Below are 16,289 nucleotides of genomic sequence, written 5' to 3' on the forward strand. Positions count from 1 at the left end.
CCCGATGCAGCTGAAGTCCCTTGAGCAGGTTCTCGCCGACGCCCGCGTCCTGGAGGGCGACTACGACGACTACGACGCGGCAAAAGCCCGCCAGCGCCTCGCGAAAGACGTCTCCCGCCTGCGCTGGGAGAGCCTGTTCGACCTGCGGCTCCCGCACGTCCTCGCCCAGCGCCGCTGCGGCGACAGCCCCCTGCCCCGTCCGCAAGAAGCCGCTGACCGCCGCCCTGCGCCAGCTCACGCCCAGGCGGCCACGGAATTGCAGGCCCTGTCCATCGTCGTCATCCACGACCACGAGGCGCCCTCCTTCGTAGCCCGCCTCGTCAACGACCGGCGTATCGAACCCGACGGCGCATTGGTCCTCGCCTGCCTGCTCGATCTGGCCAAACAAGAGGAAGGAGCCCAGTTCTGGTGGCAGTTCGCCGCCGGCGCGGGCAACGCCACCTCCGCCTACTGCCTCTACCTCCTTCACCTGCGGCGCGGCGAGACACGCGACGCCGCACACTGGGCAGAGCAGATCCGCCGGCTCAACGCCGAGTGCGACCAGTACCTTCTCCAGCCGAGTGAATCCACAGTGCGGGATGTAACTCCCCACCGCGACTGCCCATGCAGAGACGGCGTGTTGCGGGATGCGGTCGAACACCTACCCACGAGTTGCGACGACGACTACGGACTCGTGCCGCAACCGGATCCCGCCCTGGCCGGGCAGCTCGAAGCCCTCGCAGCAGCATGCTGAGCGAGGTGGCGGTGGGTGAGGGCCCGGCGATCTCCCCCTGCGCGCAGCCACAAGACGCCACGCGACGCGCGTGTCAGCCGAGACCGAGTCGGCTGGAAGCGGTAGTCCAGTCGGTGACGATGGCCTGCTGCGCCGCCTCAAGAGTGATCTTCCCGGAGCAGACTGCGGTGTGCAGCTTCGTCTCCACCGGGTCCTTCTTGTTGTTGACCCCGCCGCCCGGCTTGTGGCCCGGGTCAGCGGGCTCCACCCAGAGGTTCCGGGCGTCGTTCGGGTCACCCCCGAGCTGCAACGAGATCAGGTGGTCGTACTCGTCGTCGCTGAGGCTGCCGGTCACACCGTAGGAGGCGGCGTTCAGTCGCTTCTCCTTCCCAGTGATCGCCACCGGCGGGCGGACCCCCTTGGTGTAGCCGCCCTTGCGGCAGATCGTCGACGCCAGATTCGCCTGGGTCACCGCCGGCGAGGTGGCGCCCGGCGTGCACTTCAGGTCCTGAAGCGGCTCACCTTTTTCGTACCGGTACTTGCAGCTGCCCGCGGGCGGCTGCTGCTGCACCGTGTACGTCGTCTGAGGCCCCGCACCCACCGGGATCTTCGCCGCTCCCGCGGGTACGGCCGTTCCCGACGGCCCCGCCGCTGACGCCCCGTCCTTCCCCGAGGTGTCCGCCCGGGAGGAGGAACCATTCGAACAGCCCGCCAGCAGCAGGCAAGAGAGCAACACCGGCGGCATGGCGCGGCGGATGGAACGCATGGCGACCCCTCAGGAGCAGGCGACAACTGGGCACATGCTCCCCCATCCAGAGGTCCTCCTACCGCTCAGCCCCAGGCGCGCAGGTGCGCGCAGGCCCGCTGGGGCGAGGGTTGAGGGCGCGCATCAGAGGGAGCTCGTCACGGGGCCCATACGTCGCCAGGCCCTCGTACCAGTCGGTGGTCGCCTCAACGAGGCCGACGCCTGGGACGTCGATGCTGACGGTGATCTCCTCCGCGGTCCACGCGGCACCGTCGGAGGCCTCCCGGTGGACCTTCCGGGAGGTGACGGTGCCGCCGACGCGCTCGTAGAGGTCGTTGAGCTCCAGTTGGGACCACAAGACGAGGCGGGTCTCGGTCTCGCCGTGCTCGGCGTTGGGCCGCCAGCAGCGCAGGCCGAGCGCGGTCTGGACGCGGGCGGCCAGGGCCTCGTCGAAGACCGGGGCCGGCTCGCGATGCGGCTCCGGGGCCGGGGTGTTGAGGTCGCGGATGGGCTGCGGGTCGATGGGGGCGAGGACGAGGGCGGTGCCGATGACAACGGTTCCGGCGAGTCCGATGGTGTCCACGGTGCTCCGATCCTGATGGTGGCCGTGCCTTCCCCGTTCAATAATGCAAATTTAAATTATGCATGTCTAGAGTCTGCTGATTTACGGTCTGCCTCTCAACTCGACACGACAGCCGCGACCGCGGCCGGCAGAGCGGATGGTGGGAGAGTGGCTGCATGTGCGGCCGATACGCTTCCACCCGCAAGCCCGAGGACCTTGTCAGGCTCTTCCACGTCACCGACTGGCGTACGGAAGAGACGCTCGCGCCGAACTGGAATGTGGCCCCGACAAACGACGTGTGGGCCGTTCTCGAGCGCACTCCACGCGACAGCGACGATGCCGGGGAGGTGGGCAGGGAGCTGCGGCCGTTGCGCTGGGGCCTCGTGCCGTCGTGGGCGAAGGACATGAAAATCGGCGCGCGGATGATCAACGCCCGTGTGGAGACCGTGCACGAGAAGCCCGCCTTCCGCCGCGCATTCGTCAAGCGCCGCTGCCTGCTGCCAGCCGACGGCTTCTACGAGTGGCAGCAGATCAAAGACCCGGCAACCGACAAGACCCGCAAGCAGCCCTACTTCATCCACCCCGAGGACCACCAGGTGATGGCGCTCGCCGGGCTGTACGAGTACTGGCGCAACCCCGAGGTCAAACACGACGACGACCCCACGGCCTGGCTGATGACCTGCACCATCATCACCACCGAGGCCGTCGACGCCGCCGGCCGCGTGCACCCCCGCATGCCGCTCGCACTCACCCCCGACCACTACGACGCCTGGCTTGACCCCCGTCACCAGGACCCCGACGACCTACGTGCCCTCCTGGACCAGCCCGCAGGCGGCCACCTTGACGCCCGCCCCGTCTCCACGGCCGTCAACAACGTCCGCAACAACGGCCCTGAGCTGCTCGAAGAGGTCCATCAGTAGCGACCGCCGAGCTGCGCGGCGTCCCCATGTAGGTGCCGGCTGCTCGCGCCTCACGGCTTGTGGCCTGCCCGGGACGACGTGCGATGGGTCCCGGACAGGCTCCGCTCCCACTCTGCGGGGAAGCGCAGCTCGGCGCTCGCCGGTGGGCTCATGTGGCGTAGCGGTGCTGGCCGGCGTGGCGTGGGCGGCCGCAGCCCGAGCGACGACAATCAGACCCGGAGCCCGGGCTGTGATCAGGCGGCCTCTTCTTTCCAGGGTCGCCAGCCGCGCAGGTCAAGGTCGGTATCAAGGACGGCATCCAGGCGGGCGCCAACGGTCAACCACATGCCGGGCAGATCCGCTCGGGAGCACCGGGTGTGTAGGTTCCGCAGATTCGCGAGCACTCGCGATCTCCTGACCTGCGGTGTCGGTGGAGGTGAGCACTACTGACAACGGAGTCCGTCGCCCGATCATGAGCAATCCGGCCCGGTGGGAACGGCCTTCGCGGTCCGGTGCCGCGAAGAAGCCGCAGGTCGCGAGATCCATTGCTCACCGAACCGCGGATTTGCTCGGACAGTGCTCATGATCACGCGGAATTGCTAACGCAGACCCGGAACCTACAGGGTGACCTGCATGAGCAGCATGGTGTCGACCGGGACGAGGATCTGGCCATGGTGCCAGTCCGGCAAGGCGATGAGCGCGGTGGTGTCACCGACCCGCACGATGTGGGCCGCTACGAAGCTGTGGGTGCCGGTTTGAGCCATGCCAGCCTCCAATCACCCCGGGCCGAAAGGGGCATCACAGTCCCGGGACGCAGATCATCACCCAAACCGAACAGCCTGACCAGGCATTTGACACGCCGTGAGGACATCTGAAGGGCGCCAGACCTTTCTGCGGCGGCTGGCTGAAATCGGGCGACCCAGGAGAGCCGACCTACTCACCGACTCGAGCACCCGACCACGCTGGGCGGGCTCAGACGCCTCGCAGTCAGCGGTGATGTACACAACGCCAGGCACCGGCCACAGCGGCTCGCCGGAAGTAATGATCGGATAACCGGGCTGCGAGCTGGGTAAGACGGACGCCGGGTGCCTTCGCCTTGGAAGGCCCCCACCTCACCGGCTGGGGCTTCCCAGCGAGAACGAAGGACAGCAGCATGGCCAGCGGCACTGTGAAGTGGTTCAACGCCGAGAAGGGCTTCGGCTTCATCGCCCAGGACGGCGGACCCGACGTCTTCGCGCACTACTCCAACATCAAGGGCAACGGATACCGGGAACTCGTTGAGGGAGAGACCGTCACCTTCGACGTCACCCAGGGCCAGAAGGGCCCCCAGGCCGAGAACATCGTCCGCGGCGGCTGACGCCCGACCCGAGTCCCGCATGATCCACCATGTACAGTGGCATCACCGACGCGGGGTGGAGCAGCTCGGTAGCTCGCTGGGCTCATAACCCAGAGGTCGCAGGTTCAAATCCTGTCCCCGCTACCACAAGAAGGGGCCCGCAAGCGCGGGCCCCTTCTGCTTTGGCCTAGCCGAACGAGCAGCCGACATGTACTGGGTAGTGTCGTCGCGACCCCTGGTCTACCGCTCCGCGAGAGCCGAACTGGTGGTGCTGCGCCGGCCGTCCTCGACCGTAACGAACGTGTCCGCTCCCTGCCGGGCTCGACGCAGCGAGACACCCAGCCCCTTCAATGCCAGGTGGTAGCCGTCATCGCCGTCGTCGCAGCTGAGCTCGAGGCCTGGGAGCCACACCCGGAACGGCTCCCCCTGCGCTGCCACCAGGTATCCGCGCCGGCGGTACCAGCGCATCACTGCGTACTCGCCACGGGCGATCTTCGCCATCACCACGCGGCACCCCAGGTTTGCCAACCACCTCTCGGTCTCTTCTAGGAGTGCACTGCCCACTCCTTGTCGGCGGACGTCGGCGTCTACGGCCAGCGAGTCAATCTCTGCCAGCGTCAGGGCCAGAGCACGCAGCGCGGAACGTCCCTGCTCGGTGTGCTGGCGCATCAAGCGAACCGGGGGAGTCACATAGGCCAGCCCGCATGGTCCACCTGTCGACTCCCTCTCAGCCACCACGGCTCGCACGTGTCCGAAGGGGCGCACGGAGAACTCGCCACCGTAACGATCCACGAGCGTCCCAACCGGCTGGTCCTCCGGCTGCTGCAAGGAGGGGCGACCTCCTATGGCAATGTCTGACAGCCGGTTGAGATCCTTGCTCTCACCGCGGCGTGCGGTGCGAATGGCAAGCACCGAATGTCCTCTCATCATCTGCGATCAGGTCCGTCCCTTACGTGGTGCGGGCGTCCCATACAACGACGAACCAACTGTTTTAGGCACACAACAGCCGTACCGCTTCCGAAGTTCCGTCCAGGGAAGAGCTGTCTGTGGTCGATCGACGGCCCCACTGCCGTCATGGGCGCCGACAGCCGACAGCTGAACGAGCCGGAAGCGTCCTGGCCCCCCGCCCGAGTGGGCCGGAGCGCCTTACTCCTCCCGCGACGTCCCCCAGGTTGGGAAGCCGCGCCAGGTGTGCACTGCTGCACTCGCCGCTCTAGCCCCCTGGCCGCCGCTGTGCCCACCATCGGCCGCACTACGAGGAGAAGCTCGGCACGTCCGGGACAACCGTCGGGATGCTCTGCCGTGCAGCTGTGGAGGGCAGGTCACCCCACAGACGTCGATGAAGGGCATCGGCTGCGGCTGCCATATGTGCATGGTCGAGCGGTTCAGCTTGCGGATCCAGGACGGTGGGGGGATGGTCACTGTGCCCTCGGCCGCGCATGATCAGACCATGGTCGGGAAAACGGCCGAGCACGGGGGTTCCGTAGCGCGCCAGTTGCTCTTCGACGGCCAAGTCGAACTCGTCAGGTGCGGCAGCTTCGTCGGACTCGGTGAGAAGCAGCAGCCCGTTCAGGGGGTGGGTGGACACCGACCGGCCCAGATGCTCCGACCGCCACAGGACGGCCGACTCGGCCGGTGTCAGCGGCACACCATCGTCGGTATGCGTGGTCTTGCCAGGGAACGGGATGTGGCGCTGGAAGGGCCGGGCGTGATGCACGAGAATCCGCAGGTCGGCGGACCACTTCGAGGACGTCACCTCCTGCATCCAGCCGTCGTAGGCGCCGATCAGGAACACCTGGTCGAAGCCGATGGGAGCATGCTGAAGCGCGGCGCCGATCGCGTCGCTGGTGTTGGACACCGTCATCGACCACAGCTGGCCAGGTGAGGGAGCGAGCCGCAGCCGTGTCCAGGTGCTGACTGCCTTCGGCAGTGCGGCTGTCGCCCACTCGGGGCGGCCCGGATCACGGAAGAAGCCCATGCTGCTTCCTTCCACGAGAAGGAGACCTACCGCGAGGCCGCGGGCAGCCCAGACGGCGGCGATGCGCTCGGCCACCCTGACGAGGTGGTCCCGCCCCAGGCCGCCGGACGGCGCGTCGAGGAGCTGGACGACGCACGTCCGCTCCGGACCGTCTGGCTCCGTGCTGTGCTCTGCCCGCCGGGGCCGGCTGACATTGCGGCCATCGCCCACGGCCGTCAGCGGCCGCGGGCCAGGGATCGCACCGACCCGGGCCGCCGATACGCGACTGCTGCGAATCGTGAACACGCCGCGGCAAAAGGACCAGTGGGGTGCCATCCTCACGGTGCACTCTTCGGGTCCGCATGCGTGGTCCAGCAGCCGTAGCCCGCACCCCACGATGCGGTCCTCGAGTACCTCGATCAGCCGTTCCTCGTCGAATTCGCCACCTGCCACCTGACGTTCGATCAACCAGTCGAGCCCGTGGTCGGCCATCTCGGTGCTCAGCCGCACACCCACGTACCCGGTGAGGCTGTCCCACAGGCGCGGGCGTCGCAGCAGGGCACTGCCCATCGAGCGGGAAACGATGAGTCGGCGCAGCAGACTGCGCTCCACCGGCTCTCGGCGTCCAGGGCCTCGCTCCTCACGCAGCGGATCCCACTGCACGACGTGCCCGGATGCCGCGACCTGATCGGTGTGGGCAGCCAGCAGCGCGGAAAGATCCTCACCATGCGGTCCGCTCACCCACACCGCTGGCTCGGGTGACCGCCAGGACGCCTCGAATGCCCAAGGGCGAAGACCGAAACGCAGACGCGCACCGTCCATCTGCACGGTCAGTCCACGGACGCCCCGCCACGGGCCCTTCTTCGTGCGGCACGGCAACAGTCCGAACAGGGACTGTACGTCCGCAGACCGCTCAAGGCGTAGAACCAGCCCATCCTCCGTGGGCTTGGCTTCCCTGACGCCGAACGGCCGTGTCTGACCACCCACGCTGCCGAGAGCGGAGACCAGTACCGCCTCCAAAAGGGCCTGCTCCGCTGAAGGCGAGGGAACGAGCTGATCAAAGCGGTCGAGCCGGCTCAGGCGACGTCGGACGTCCTCCAGGGACTCACCGGTGAGCTGACAAGCAGCGTTACTGAGCTGATCCATGCAGTACATGCGCGTTCCTCCGAGTAGCCCCCCGACCTGGGCAACGAAGGCGCATCTCAACACGGTTGCAGGATCCGACAAAGGGGTTCACGACGTTGGTTCTCTGACGATGCCGCGTGGTCGGGTCGAGCATCCAGAACTGGCCGCGTCCGAGGCCAGGCGCGAGAAAACTAGCCCGACCGGGTCGACCAGTTCCACCCGCCACGCCGACAAGTACCGCTGGTCCGCAGCCACGTCGCCACGAACCTCTGATCCATCACTGACACGCTGAGCGAGTGAACCGCGCCCGGCACGCGGCGGAGATCCCCCACAGCAACCCGCCCATGCTCTATCAGCGGGACATGACAGACGTCCTACTCGACCGCTTCCTCCGACGAGCCGACCTCACGCGGGCACTCGAGGAACACTTCGGAACCTGCCGCGCCTGGCCCCTTCGCTTGCGAGCCGCTTACGACCAGCTCGAAACACTCAGAGACCTGCTCGGACCCGCCACCTACTCCACATTCCTGCGGTGCGCCGAGCGTGCAGCCAGCCAGAAGGAAGTCTCCGAGTCCCAGCTCCTCACCATGCACAGGGACTATCTGGACCGCGAGCTGTACCGGCAGTATGGCGAGGAAATGCCCGAGGCGATCAAGGTTGCCTGGGCCGTGACCTTCGGCATCATGCTGCTCCTCGACGACCAGGACTACGCCCACCTCATCAAGGCGGCCGTCCGAGCTGACGAGGACAACACCGTCAGCACAAGCGGGTCATGATGCGAAGCCCCGCCCACACGGCGGGGCTCACTTCCACTCACTCCCGTTCTTCGCCGGCGCGGCCGCCAGCTCCGAGGATCCTTCGTGGGGTCGGTGTCGTCGCCGGGTGAGCGCCGAGTACGCCGCGGCTCCGCAACTCGTTCAGGTCGGGGAGACGGACCTCGGGAAGGGCGTCGAGCAGGTCGGCCTGGGAGGCTCGGATGCTGCGCGGGGCCTGGGGGCCGGCGCCAAGGGTGCGGCGGGCTGTCACGCCGTCATCGTAGGCGGCGCTTCAACCGCTTCCATACCGAAGGGGTAGGCGTTCGTAGTTCGCAACAGAGTGAGGGCCCGGGGCCAGGCGCTGGCGGTGCCGGGCCCTCACGAGGTTCGCGCATCCGCGGGGGTTCGGATGTTCAGGGCGCGATGCCGTGCCCAACGACTCCCGGCCCGTGCGGGTCACGCATCGTGCCTTATGCCGGGTCGTCGGGTCCGCGTCGTTGTTCGCGCCGGCGCCTTCGTCGGGCGGCCTCTTGTAGGGCGCTGTCCTCGACTTGTTCAGCTGAGGGGGAGCGGCCGGTGCGCGCCTTGATGTCCGCAGCCAGGAGTCTGCCGAAGGGGTTCTTCTGACTCTCGATGTATTCAAGGAGGTGCAGCAGCGCTGTGAGTTCGCCCTGCCGAAGGGGGACTTGCACGAGCGGGTCCGGGGCGGTGTTGTTCAGTGCCGCCTCTACCCGCTGCACGTAGGCGTCGGTCCGGGCGTTCTCAACGCGAGCGCGAGGGCTGGGGACGATTCGGCCGGTCGGCAGGTGGTGGCGAAGGCGCGCCAGAAGGTCGGGGAACGCTTGCCCTTCCTGGCGGTAATAGGGCCTTTCGACGCTGCCGGCCTGGTCGGGGGCAAGCCGCACGGTGTCCAGGAACGCGGCGACGCGCTGCGGCTCGGGCAGCAGCCCAGCGCCGAGCCAGCGGGCTCCCTTCAGGTAGTCGCTCCCGTCGGTGACCTGGTAGAAGCACCAGCCGGACGTGCCTTCCCAGTGGAGCCCGCAATCACATCAGCTTCGTCCTTTGGCTGGTCCCGTCAGGGGCTACAGAGGCCGTCCATCGCAATCGACGTATCCGTCCGCGGACGGGTGCGGCTGGAAGCAGCCGGCGTGTGCAGCGTCGTGGTCGTCGGTATCGCCGTCGGCGTGCTGGATGAGGAAGGCCCCGGCGGCCGCGACTGCCTCGCCCTCGCTCCCGAGCGGCTCTTCGGCGCTACCCAGGGTGCCATCCGCACCGGCGGCTTCCCACACGAAACCCTGCTCGAGGGGGAGCCCGGTGATTTCGGCGCGGCCGCCGGCGAGCAGGAGGTCTATTCACGGGTTTCACCAGCCCTTCTTGTAGAAGGCGAGGGCGGTGACGGTCTTGGCGACGAGGGCGAAGCGGGTGAGAGGGCCGCGGTAGCGGGTGGCGAAGATCTTCCAGTCCTTCAGGTGCGCGATAGCCCGTTCGACTGCGGCTCGGAGCGTGTTGCCGGAGCGGTTGGCCACCTTGTCTCCCATAGAACGTTCCTGGCCGCGCGGCTTGCGCCGTGGGGTGAGCAGTCCGGAGCCGACGTAGCCGAGATCGCCCATGCCTTCCCGTTCCGCGAAGGCATCGGGGAAGAAGGACTGCCGCCAGGCGTGCATGTCGTGGCGGGAGCCCGGGACAGGGGCGGAAACCGCGAGCAGGTCGCCGGCGAGAGTGGCGGCAACCTGCAGGTTGAACCCGGTGTCGCGGTGCTTGCCGGAGAACATCATGGTGCCCTCGCTCGCCCAGTCCCACGTCGTGACCAGGGTGCCGTCGACCAGGACGATACGGCCGGCCGACGCCTGGGAAGGATCGGGAACGTGACCGGCCAGGACCTTCTCCACCACCGGCAGCAGAGCCGTCCACCGTCTGGAGACGGTGGCCTGGGAGATACCGAACAACTCGGCGGCCGTCTCCTGGACCGGGTTCTGCCGCAGCAGGAACAGCACCAGCACCACCGACTTGTACAGGCCCAGTGCCCACATCCGCCTCGGCACCACCGGCGGGTCCGGATCCTCCACGAGCTCCCGATGAACCCGTGCGACCAGCCCATCAAGTTGATCGGTGTCCAGCCCTGTCGTAACGTTCCAGCTCAACGGCCCTGCCCCGGTAGCAAACTGACGTCGTCGCAAACGTCACGCTACCGAGCAGGGCCGCCCTCACGATCAAGGACAGCAGGCCGAAAACCTCCGTGAATAGGCCTCCAGCAGCTCGGTCACGCCGGCAGTTCCTTCGTCGGGCATGACGTCTTCCTTTCCGAAGCGACGAGCACTGTGGTGGGTCCTCACCGGTTCTCTTTCCAGGCGCGGATCTCCAGGTAGACGATCTCGGCCTCGGGATGCATGCGGCCGGTCATGACAAGCCACCCCTGCACGGCGGCGGTCACGTCTCCGCCGGCCGCGTCCACGAGCTGCTTGAACTGGACCGCGTCGAAGCCCTGTTCGCCGGATCCGGGGCCGCCGACGTTCGCGCCGTAGGCGCGTTCCTCGGTGCCGTCGGCGCGCTGGACGACGTTGCGGCGCACACCGGGGGAGTCGGCGAGGCGTCCGGCGTCGTGGGTGAACATGCGGCGCAGCGCCCTCACCGTGAACGCGATCTTCCCGTTGTTTGCGGCTGCCTCCGCGATCACCGGATACAGGCGGGGTGCACCGGCGGCGATGTGCTGCTTACCGGCCCGCGCCAGGGACGACGTCCACTCCTTCACCCGGCGTCCCCGCTCATCGGTGACCGTACGAGTGCTGCGCACCGTGTTCCGGTGGCGCACACGAGCCCGCTCACCGCTCTTGGTCAGGCGCGGCCGCACGTGTGCGCGGGCCAGACGCTTGAGGCTGTCGATGTCCCGCGGCCCGCCGGCCTGGACCTCCTGCACGACCGCCCGCAATGCCTCCACCATCGAGGCGCCCTTGTTCTTCGTGAAGAACTGCGACACCAGCGACGCATCACGGCCGAGGATCTCGGCGACCTGCTTCCTGTTGAAGCCCTCGGCGATCAGCTGGTCGGTGAGGCGGGCGGCCTCGTTGCGCTGATCGGGGCGGCCGCCGCCGCGCTGCCTGGGGGGCGTCATGCGGCCGTCTCCTCAACCTCGTCGTCCAGCTTGTTCTCGTCGTCGCACTCATGGCCGGAGGCGGCCCGGTCACCGTCCTCCCACTCGCCGTCGCCGCCGGCGCCGCAGATGCACTCCCACTGCCCGTACCAGCCGACGTCGCCCGGCTCGGGGCAGCCGTCGTGTCCGGCGGCGGGGGAGTCCTCGTCGGGGAACAGGGCCTCACCGGAGGCGCTGCATTCGGAGTGCTCCCAGCGGTCCTCCCACGTCACGTCCGCGGTCACAGCCCGTCCGCCTCCAGGTTCTGGCGGCCAAACTTCTGCAGCGTGTAGAACTCCTCGTCGCTGGTCGGGGTGGTCTGCTCCCAGTCCAGGGCGCCCTTGAGGAGGTAGTCGCCCGGCTGCCCGCTGTAGGGCCAGTCCGGCCGCACGGTGGTGTAGATGGCGTCCGTACGGAACGCCAGGATCGAACCGGCCGGCAGGTGCAGGGCGCCGGCCGGGACTCCCTTGCCGACCTTGACGTCGCCGGTCTTCTCGTCCTGCCCGACGACCACGCTCTGGTGCGTCGACAGCAGCGCCGCACGCGCGGCCGACCACACCGCGGCCGCCCACTCCGGGTGCGCGTACGGATCCCGCGCGAACCCGCCGTAGCGCTGCCAGGTGACGTGCGTGTCCGTGATCCCGGTCAGATGCGCGCCGTCGGGGATCTCCGGCGTGGACCCGTCCTTGTTGAGTTCCACGGACCCGGTAGTGATCTTCGGGCGCTGCGCGAACGTCCCGATCCCGTACAGCAGGATCGACCGCACCGCCCGCGCCGCCAGCCGGAACGCCCACCGCATCGACTCATCCCCGTGCGCAGTGGACCAGCGCAGCAGGTGATTCCACACGCTCTTCAGCTTCGTCGACCACTCCTGCAGCGGCCGCTGGTTCTTCTCCCACACCATCCCGTCCAGGACCTCGATCCGCCACGGCATGATCGGGTTACGGAGGGCCAGGTTGACCTCCGCGCCTCCCGCCCACGTGACGAACGTCTGCCCCGGCTCGTACGGGTAGTGCCAGGACCGCTCCCCGGGCGCCGGCGCGGGCAGCAGCCCGACGTGCTCCCACCTCTCCGGGATGGTGACCTTCACCTGCCAGTGCGACGGCGAATACAGCACATCCGCCATCTCCTTGTCGCTCAACGCAGCGAACGAGGACCTCGTCATCCGGCGCGGAACGCCGGTCGGCGAGGTGGAGCAATGCCGGGCGTAGGCGAACGTGCGGTCCAGCTCGTACCAGGCCGGAACCTTCGCCGGCACCCGAGGCGGCGTGATCAACTCAGTGCGGCCCTGCCCGGCCGTCGCGTGCAGCAGACCACGGATCTCCTGGGACAGCACGGGATATCCCTCCGCCCACCGGCCCCGCTCCGGGATGGTGCGCGTCCACAGGTCACGGCCGGTCTGCGACGGCGACCCCATCAGCACCACGTCCCGCCACTTCTCGTGCAACGCCTTCCACAGCTCCACAAAGGCCTGCCGCACGATCTCCGGGGACGCACCCTCCGGATCGAACCACTCACCCACGGACCGGATCTCGGTGTGCTGGTCGCCGCGCTGCCACCGGCCCACCGGATTACGGGGGTGGACCAGGTGCCCGGCCTGCCGGTCCTTGCCACGCGAGGACTCCACCTGCCAGCCCTCCGGCAACGGACCATTCAGCCACGCGGCGACCGCATCCTTGAGCCACTCATGCCGGGCCGCGTCCCGGTGCCACGGATCGCCCCCGGTCACGTAGATCCGCTCGATCGAGGCCGGGACCGTCGCGTACACCGCGGTCAGGATCTCCGCCACGCTCGCGCGCCCCAGCTCCAGCCGGGCACTCCCGCCGCTCCACACCAGAACACCGGACGCGGCGTCGAGGAACGCCATCTGCCGCACGGCCTGCTTGAAGTTCGGCCGGGCCGACACCAGGTTCGACTCCGCCCTGAACCAGCGATCGCCGTCGGCCCCGACCGGGATCGACGGCAATTCACGTGCCGGCGCTTCTCCGGCTGGCTGCAGGGGCTGAGCCGTCGAGGCCTGCTCGGTCGGCGCGGACGCGGCAGTGCCGGGAGCCGATTCCTCGTCCTGGCCCTCTGGCTCCTGCTCTTCGACCGGGGTCGGCGGCGTACCCAGGTCGGAAGCAGCGGATACGGCAGGTTCCTTGATCGCTTGCGCGGCCGCCTCCGCCTCGGAGCGATCACCGGTGGACTCCGTGGCCACGTTGTCCGCCGCGGGCTCGCTGGCGGGCGCCTGGGGGCCCAGGCGGGGCACGAGGGCGACGATGTCGATCACCGACAAGCCGGCCGACGTGGCCAACCGATCGGCCTTCGCCTTCTCGTACTCGCCCAGCGCAGCGATCTTCCTGTCCCGGTCGGCCAGCAACTTCTTCAGCTGGCGCTCCAAGGGCCTGATCTCGTCACGCAGTTCACGCAGGTCGGCAAGGCCGGCGGTGTAGCTCTTGGCGTCCATCAGACAGTGACTTCCTTCGGAGATCGCCGGAACAACCGCGACCTATTTTGCAGATCGTGACTATGCATAGTCAAGCTATGCGTTACTCGTAGGTGCTGCCGTGCCCGGACAGTCCAGCAGGAGATGCACACCACCGCTCACCCCACCACCGAATCCGCGCCGGAACCCTGCATGCTCCCAGACCCGACCGACAGCGACTCGGGCCCCATCAGCTCACCCATGACGTCCCGCAGGTTCCGGCACGACGAGCACAGGCCCGACGGCTCGGTCGGCGGAACCCGCTTCTTCGAGCCGGGGATGTTGCACGAGCCGCTGCACTCCGGCCAGCCCAGGCACCGAGGGCACTTGTCGCACCCGTCGGCGACAGCCGGACTCCCGCAATCCGTGCACTCGCGCATCACGCGGCTGATCTCGCCCGACCAGGCCGGAGGCGTCCAGACCTCATCGGTGTCCCCGTACGGCGACTCGCTCCCGTACGGCGCAGCCGACTGCGCCGGGATGGGTGCGGCTGCCGACGGAGCCGGCCCGCTCGCAGCCCGTCGCAACCGGCCCGCGATGATCGCCTCACGAGTCGTCGTGATCTTCTGCGGCCAGGGCCGGCCGGCGACGACATAGCGGACCAGCTCCGCTGTCCAACCGCTCGCCAGCATTCCGGTCACGACCTTGCCCTGCTCGGCCAGCACCGGCCCGGTCAGCAGGAACTCCGGACCGCGCTCCTGGGCGATCGCGTTGAGCAACTGCACGCCGGGCGAGTCATAGACGACGGCCTCCGTCCGCATGCCCTTTGAGTCGGAGAGATCCCCCGTCCCGTCCGTCCCTCCGTCCCGCTCGGCGTCGCGCGCGGGATCTGCAGACGAAGGACGGACGGAAGGAAGGGTGGGTTCTCGAGAAGGGTTATCGACTGGGTTCTTGATATTGGGCGTCATGGGTGACGCCACCCTCCCGTCATGGGTGACGCCAGGGGTGGCGTCATGGGTGACGGGACCCCCCTCTCCTTGGGGTGGCGTCATGGGTGACGCCACCCCCTCAGCAGCACCATCCTTCGGGTCGGCCGTCGGCGCCGACGGCGCCGCCTTCCGGCCGCCCTTCGGCATGATCCCGGCATCCTTCTTGGCCTTCACCCGCGCCGCCGTGACCGTCTCCGCGACGTCCTTGGCCTTCTGGTCCGGGCCGAGAGGATCAACCCACTCCCCGCGCCAGAAAGCCGCGTCGTTCAGCTGGTAGACGTTCGCGTCGTTGAGCTTGGGGTTATCCGGGTCCGTACGGCGCTCGATGCGAAAGAGCCCGGCGACCTCGCCCTCGAGGAGAGTGCGATCCAGAGTCTTCTCGGACACGCCCAGCTGCGCCGCCAGCTCGCGCCGGTACGGCTTGCCGCGCCCGGTGTCACGTACGCCTACGTCGGCGTACGTGACGAGGATTGAATAGAGCGTGCGCAGGTTGGTCGTGTACCGGGGATCACACACCCACTGCGACACGACCTGGCCGAACGGCAGGCCGCCGCCCCGGCGCACCTCGGGAGAAAGGCTCATCGGCCTCGCCCCCCAGTTCGATTGGAAGCCACGGCCTGGCACGGCCGGGCGATGCTCGAGGAGGCGGATGGCGAGCCGTGGGCCCGTGAGATTGCCCTCGCGGGGCCCGGTGGTGCCGCTCTCTGGCCGAGCGGCCGAGCAGCAGGGTGGTGCTGGTATGACACGTACGGTCCCTTGATCAAAGGGAGCCGATGATCAGCAGATGAACGTGACTCGGCCTACATGATCGAAGCCGCAGTAGAGCTTCGACGGTGAGCCTGACTATCCTGTCCTTGGTGACCGCGGGCCCCTGGTGGTCCAGGCACCCAGCGCGGTCACCGCGCTGACCACGACTCCGATGCTTGCCGGCGGGGGAGTCGCTTCGACGGCCGTTCCTGTTCCCGCAGGGCGGCCGTCAGTCGTTTCTGAGCTAGGTCACGGAGCTGTTCTCCTCGAAGCTGGGGGGAGCGATGCAGGGCGCCAGAGACGCCAGTCATGGCCGGGCAGGTCATAGCCGGTCAACTGTGGGGGCAGTGGGCCCTCGTAGCCGAGGCAGCTGCACCAGCCGGAGTCGTAGACATCGTCGTGCATGCAGTAGTGCGGTCGCACGGGGTTGTGAGCTGCGATGGGGTGGCGGCAGCGGCAGGTGAACGGGTCGGCGACTTGCTGCGCGCCTCGCGGTGGGGGAACCCACATCGGCCAGGCACCAACCTTCCGTCGCTGCGGGTCAACCGTGAGTAGGTTCCCAGGCGTGGGCTCTGGTACGAAGCGTTCGATTTTGAAGTGAGCACGCAGATGGGGCTTGTAACGCTTGCCCTTCAAGTTGCCGCGCACCACCTCCTCGACGGCGGCAGAGACCACTGCTGCAGGGTCAGCGCCAGAAAGGTCAAACCACTCCCCATGGGTGCGCTGCGCCGCAAAGTAGCGATGGAGTGCCGCCTCGAGCTCCGCCCCACCGGGAAAGGTGCAAAGGAGCTGGAGGGGCAGCGGCGACATGCTCTGCAGGGCACGGAGGCGTTGCTCCACATCGCGAGAGCGGCCGATCTTCACCGTCTGACAGCCCGGGCTCCCGATCACATAGACCCGTTCGATCTGGGCTTGTTTCGGCGTCATT

At 68.2% G+C, this 16,289-nt stretch carries 17 protein-coding genes and 1 tRNA gene; 5 read left to right on the top strand and 13 right to left on the bottom strand.

Annotated elements, in window-relative coordinates; genetic code table 11:
* The first annotated feature begins 4 nt into the window (after nucleotides 1–4).
* Nucleotides 5–733 (top strand): hypothetical protein, encoded by a 729-nt coding sequence (locus JK359_RS33245; RefSeq protein WP_201843328.1) that lies wholly within the window; start codon nucleotides 5–7, stop codon nucleotides 731–733.
* 73 nt (nucleotides 734–806) lie between these two features.
* Here the strand turns inward: JK359_RS33245 and JK359_RS33250 are convergent, their stop codons facing one another.
* Together JK359_RS33250 and JK359_RS33255 are read right to left on the bottom strand one after the other, a co-directional pair.
* A complete protein-coding gene (locus JK359_RS33250; protein ID WP_236678842.1) occupies nucleotides 807–1,478 on the bottom strand; it encodes a hypothetical protein in 672 nt (223 codons plus the stop codon).
* Nucleotides 1,479–1,536: 58 nt separating this feature from the next.
* The gene (locus JK359_RS33255) at nucleotides 1,537–2,040 is read right to left on the bottom strand and encodes a hypothetical protein (RefSeq protein ID WP_201843329.1); all 504 of its coding nucleotides are present in this window, start codon (nucleotides 2,038–2,040) and stop codon (nucleotides 1,537–1,539) included.
* A 155-nt stretch (nucleotides 2,041–2,195) separates the two neighbouring features.
* Between JK359_RS33255 and JK359_RS33260 the strand changes: the two genes are divergently transcribed.
* Nucleotides 2,196–2,939: an SOS response-associated peptidase gene (locus tag JK359_RS33260; RefSeq protein ID WP_201843330.1), complete on the top strand. Its 744-nt coding sequence runs from the start codon at nucleotides 2,196–2,198 to the stop codon at nucleotides 2,937–2,939.
* A 596-nt stretch (nucleotides 2,940–3,535) separates the two neighbouring features.
* Here JK359_RS33260 and JK359_RS33265 read toward each other — a convergent pair.
* Nucleotides 3,536–3,682: a hypothetical protein gene (locus tag JK359_RS33265; protein WP_201843331.1), complete on the bottom strand. Its 147-nt coding sequence runs from the start codon at nucleotides 3,680–3,682 to the stop codon at nucleotides 3,536–3,538.
* A 389-nt stretch (nucleotides 3,683–4,071) separates the two neighbouring features.
* On the opposite strand from JK359_RS33265, the gene JK359_RS33270 reads away from it, so the two are divergent.
* Together JK359_RS33270 and JK359_RS33275 are read left to right on the top strand one after the other, a co-directional pair.
* Nucleotides 4,072–4,275 carry a cold-shock protein gene (locus JK359_RS33270; RefSeq protein ID WP_189908328.1) on the top strand — a complete coding sequence of 68 codons (204 nt, stop codon included), beginning with the start codon at nucleotides 4,072–4,074 and terminating at the stop codon, nucleotides 4,273–4,275.
* A 49-nt stretch (nucleotides 4,276–4,324) separates the two neighbouring features.
* A tRNA-Met gene (locus JK359_RS33275) sits at nucleotides 4,325–4,401 on the top strand.
* Nucleotides 4,402–4,494: 93 nt separating this feature from the next.
* Here the strand turns inward: JK359_RS33275 and JK359_RS33280 are convergent.
* Together JK359_RS33280 and JK359_RS33285 are read right to left on the bottom strand one after the other, a co-directional pair.
* Complete coding sequence (locus JK359_RS33280; RefSeq protein WP_201843332.1) at nucleotides 4,495–5,082, bottom strand: GNAT family N-acetyltransferase; 588 nt, start codon at nucleotides 5,080–5,082, stop codon at nucleotides 4,495–4,497.
* 424 nt (nucleotides 5,083–5,506) lie between these two features.
* Nucleotides 5,507–7,357, bottom strand: coding sequence for a hypothetical protein (locus tag JK359_RS33285; protein WP_201843333.1), 1,851 nt, complete (start codon nucleotides 7,355–7,357; stop codon nucleotides 5,507–5,509).
* Between the two features lie 275 nt (nucleotides 7,358–7,632).
* Here JK359_RS33285 and JK359_RS33290 point away from each other — a divergent pair, with 275 nt between their 5' ends.
* Nucleotides 7,633–8,112: a hypothetical protein gene (locus JK359_RS33290; RefSeq protein ID WP_201843334.1), complete on the top strand. Its 480-nt coding sequence runs from the start codon at nucleotides 7,633–7,635 to the stop codon at nucleotides 8,110–8,112.
* Nucleotides 8,113–8,149: 37 nt separating this feature from the next.
* Here JK359_RS33290 and JK359_RS33295 read toward each other — a convergent pair whose 3' ends face one another.
* From JK359_RS33295 to JK359_RS40465, 8 genes are all read right to left on the bottom strand, one after another.
* Entirely contained in the window at nucleotides 8,150–8,362 is a 213-nt protein-coding gene (locus JK359_RS33295; protein ID WP_201843335.1) for a hypothetical protein, read from the bottom strand.
* Nucleotides 8,363–8,561: 199 nt separating this feature from the next.
* Complete coding sequence (locus JK359_RS33300) at nucleotides 8,562–8,996, bottom strand: hypothetical protein (RefSeq protein WP_201843336.1); 435 nt, start codon at nucleotides 8,994–8,996, stop codon at nucleotides 8,562–8,564.
* 456 nt (nucleotides 8,997–9,452) lie between these two features.
* Nucleotides 9,453–10,157 (bottom strand): transposase family protein, encoded by a 705-nt coding sequence (locus JK359_RS33305; protein WP_201843337.1) that lies wholly within the window; start codon nucleotides 10,155–10,157, stop codon nucleotides 9,453–9,455.
* Between the two features lie 263 nt (nucleotides 10,158–10,420).
* Nucleotides 10,421–11,200, bottom strand: a complete 780-nt coding sequence (locus tag JK359_RS33310; RefSeq protein ID WP_201843338.1) for a hypothetical protein — start codon at nucleotides 11,198–11,200, stop codon at nucleotides 10,421–10,423.
* Entirely contained in the window at nucleotides 11,197–11,463 is a 267-nt protein-coding gene (locus tag JK359_RS33315) for a hypothetical protein (protein WP_307788383.1), read from the bottom strand. Before JK359_RS33315 ends, JK359_RS33310 begins: the two co-directional genes overlap by 4 nt.
* On the bottom strand, nucleotides 11,460–13,667 hold the full coding sequence (locus JK359_RS33320; protein ID WP_201843339.1) for a Mucin-19: 2,208 nt from the start codon (nucleotides 13,665–13,667) through the stop codon (nucleotides 11,460–11,462). Before JK359_RS33320 ends, JK359_RS33315 begins: the two co-directional genes overlap by 4 nt.
* 137 nt (nucleotides 13,668–13,804) lie before the next feature.
* The gene (locus JK359_RS33325; RefSeq protein WP_201843340.1) at nucleotides 13,805–15,196 is read right to left on the bottom strand and encodes a hypothetical protein; all 1,392 of its coding nucleotides are present in this window, start codon (nucleotides 15,194–15,196) and stop codon (nucleotides 13,805–13,807) included.
* Nucleotides 15,197–15,610: 414 nt separating this feature from the next.
* Nucleotides 15,611–16,288, bottom strand: coding sequence for a GIY-YIG nuclease family protein (locus JK359_RS40465; protein ID WP_201843341.1), 678 nt, complete (start codon nucleotides 16,286–16,288; stop codon nucleotides 15,611–15,613).
* Nucleotide 16,289 lies beyond the last annotated feature (1 nt).

Origin of the sequence: Streptomyces actinomycinicus (genome assembly GCF_016741775.1) — a bacterium.
Lineage (GTDB): Bacteria > Actinomycetota > Actinomycetes > Streptomycetales > Streptomycetaceae > Streptomyces > Streptomyces actinomycinicus.